The sequence below is a fragment of the Gordonibacter pamelaeae 7-10-1-b genome (assembly GCF_000210055.1).
Classification (GTDB): domain Bacteria; phylum Actinomycetota; class Coriobacteriia; order Coriobacteriales; family Eggerthellaceae; genus Gordonibacter; species Gordonibacter pamelaeae.
The window spans coordinates 966200-968874 of sequence record NC_021021.1 but is presented as its reverse complement, the minus strand read 5'-3'; the positions used below and the strand labels follow the sequence as shown (position 1 = coordinate 968874).

The 2675-nt window shown below is 67.7% G+C and carries 2 protein-coding genes and 1 pseudogene; 2 read left to right on the top strand and 1 reads right to left on the bottom strand.

The features are described from left to right. Positions 1 to 1673 (top strand): FAD-dependent oxidoreductase (locus tag GPA_RS04575; protein WP_083808911.1); only part of this gene is annotated, 1673 nt, incomplete at its 5' end. A 94-nt stretch (positions 1674 to 1767) separates the two neighbouring features. On the opposite strand, the gene GPA_RS04570 is transcribed toward GPA_RS04575, so the two are convergent. Next, positions 1768 to 1962, bottom strand: a complete 195-nt coding sequence (locus GPA_RS04570) for a hypothetical protein (protein ID WP_015539087.1) — start codon at positions 1960 to 1962, stop codon at positions 1768 to 1770. A gap of 282 nt (positions 1963 to 2244) precedes the next feature. Between GPA_RS04570 and GPA_RS18905 the strand changes: the two are divergent. After that, positions 2245 to 2675: pseudogene (locus tag GPA_RS18905) on the top strand (hypothetical protein); the annotation flags it as partial.

Here is a 2675-nt window from a genome sequence, read left to right as displayed (position 1 = left end):
CCGCGGGCGGCGAGGGCGGCGTGCCGGTGGCGGAGAGCGGCGCCTCGGCCGGCCCCGACGTTGCCGGGAAGCACAGCTGGGAGATCGCGCCCGAGCCCATCGCCAAGGACAAGATCAAGGGCACGGAGGAATGCGACGTGCTCGTGATCGGCGCGGGCCTCGCGGGCTGCTGCGCCTCCATCTCGGCGCTTGAGAAGGGCGCGAAGGTCATCACCATCGACAAGAACCCCGAAACGGTGGTCGCGCGCGGCGTGCACATCGCCGGCTTCCACACCAAGGTCCAGCAGAAGCTGGCGGGCGAGGGCCTGGTGGAGGAGCCCGACTACAACAACGTGGTGCGCCGCTGGATCAACTGGGCGCAGGGTCGCGTGAAGGAGCCCTTGCTGTGGGAGTTCGCGCACAAGAGCGGCGCGTGCTTCGACTGGCTGTACGACCTGGCCACGAAGAAGGGCCTCGAGGCGCTTCTGTGGGACGGCTACTACAAGGGCCCCGACTACACCGAGTACCCGGTAACGCACATCTTCTACCAGGCCGACAAGTACGAGGAGACCGTGAACTTCACGTTCTACCAGGGTTCCGGCGTGGGCGACGTGTACGGCAACGCGGTGCTGGTGCCGGCGCTGTACGAGACCATCGCCGACATGGGCGGCGAGATCCGCTGGGAGACGAAGAGCGAGCAGCTCGTGCGCGAGGGCGACGGCCCCGTGACGGGCGCTGTCGTGTCCACCGGCAAGGACGAGTATACGCAGATCAACGCCAAGTCGGTCATCATCGCCTCCGGCGACTACGCGGCCGACAACGAGATGTTCCAGTACTATTCGCCCATGACGGCCTACGCCATGGACGGCCGCTTCTACAACCCGCCCGACTGCGACACCGGCGACATGCACAAGCAGGCCATCTGGGCCGGCGGCGCCATGCAGAAGTCCGAGCCGCACGCGGCGGTCATGCACCTGGACTTCGGCGCGGCCAGCTACGGCTTCTTGCACGTGAACTGGGAGGGCAGGCGCTTCAAGAACGAGGACGTGAACACCCAGTCCAAGAGCGTGACGAAGGCCCTCCAGACGAAGAAGGACGCCTGGACCATCTACGACTCCCACGGCCTGGAGCAGGTGAAGGCCCAGATGGACGCTGGTTTGGGCGGCGGTCTGCAGTGGGGCCAGCTCACCCAGCCGGTGGGCGGCGAGTACAACCTCGAGGCCCAGAAGAAGGTGCTGGAAGGCGAGCTGGAGAGCGGCCAGACGGTCGAGGCGAACACGCTTGAAGAACTGGCGGAGAAGATGGGCGTGCCGCCCGAGAACCTCGTGGCCACGGTCGACCGCTACAACGAGCTGTGCGATCTGGGCAAGGACCTCGACTTCGGCAAGCGCCCCGAGGTCATGGGCAAGGTCGTCGACCCGCCGTTCTACGCCGGCAAGCTGGTGGCCAGCATGCTCACCATGTGCGGCGGCCTGCGCACGAACCTGGACGCCCAGGTGCTCGACGCCGAGGACCAGCCCATCGAGGGCCTGTACGTGTGCGGCTCGGCTGCCGGCGAGTTCTTCGGCGCGGGCGACTACCCCACCTACGTGCCGGGTATCGGCCACGGACGCTGCGTGACGTTCGGCCGCATCGCGGGCATCAACGCCGCAGGCGGCAACGCCGACGAGGAGATCCCGAGCCTCGACCTCTAGCCATGGGGCAGGCGAGCGGGCGTCGTGCCCGCTCGCCGCTCCTTTTCAGGGCCGCCGATCCTCTCCCTCCCGATCGGCGGCCTTTTTGCGCGACCTAGCGCCCGTAAGGGTCCCAACCGCCGGGCGGCGTGACCTTCTCGGCCTGTACCACCGCCGAGGCGTACTGGATGCGGGCGACCAGATCGTGCTCCGCCTCCGACACGTCCTCGTAGTCGTCGCGCGAGCGGAAGAGGGCGTACACGTCCTCCATGAGCGCTCCGATGGTGATGTGCTCCTCGCCGTCGTGCATGGGAATCCCCCGTCCCTCGCCGACGCTCCCCAGGGACCGCCGACGCCGTAGTGTGCCAACCGTTCCAGTATAGCCGATATGTAACCTGCTGAATACGCTGACGCTTATAGCGGTTGTCTGCTGCGTGCTTCGCTCGACGGTTTGCCTGCGGGTGATGGGAGCGCAACGGTTGCGTCACGCTCGCCATCCACCCGTTCGGCGGCCTGCGGCCGGGGCGACAATGCAGCGGATACCGAACCATCCCGCGGACGCGCCCGTCCGCGGTCGACGAAAGGAACCGCCATGCCCGCATCGATCCATCCCGAACTGAAACTAAGCATCGTGCTCGACGAGGAGAGCTTCCAGGGCGACGCCGACGCCGAGATCGAGCGTCGCTTCACAGCCGTTGCGCCTACGGAGGTCGTGCGGGCCGAGAAGGGCTCGCAGCGCGCGAACGTCATCGAGTTCGATGTCGGGATGAACGCGGTGGACGAGGATGCGGAGGACCCGCTGTGGGAAGGCGCGCTCACCACGTGGCTCGACGAGGAGTTCGCCGAGACGTCGGCCCTGGTGGCACGCGAGAACGATGCGCGCCGCAACAACGGCGACCCCGTGCTGCCCTTCTCGTGGGCCGAGGTGTGCTTCGGCGCGGGCCCGGCCATCGCCGTGCGCATGGTGGAGTCGTCCATACCGGAGGCGGCCGCCGGCTACGTGGGGCGGGCGCGCACCCTGCT

Excerpts from the sequence above, each read along its gene's own strand:
- GPA_RS04570 (WP_015539087.1), bottom strand. The coding sequence starts at position 1,962 with ATGCACGACGGCGAGGAGCACATCACCATCGGAGCGCTCATGGAGGAC.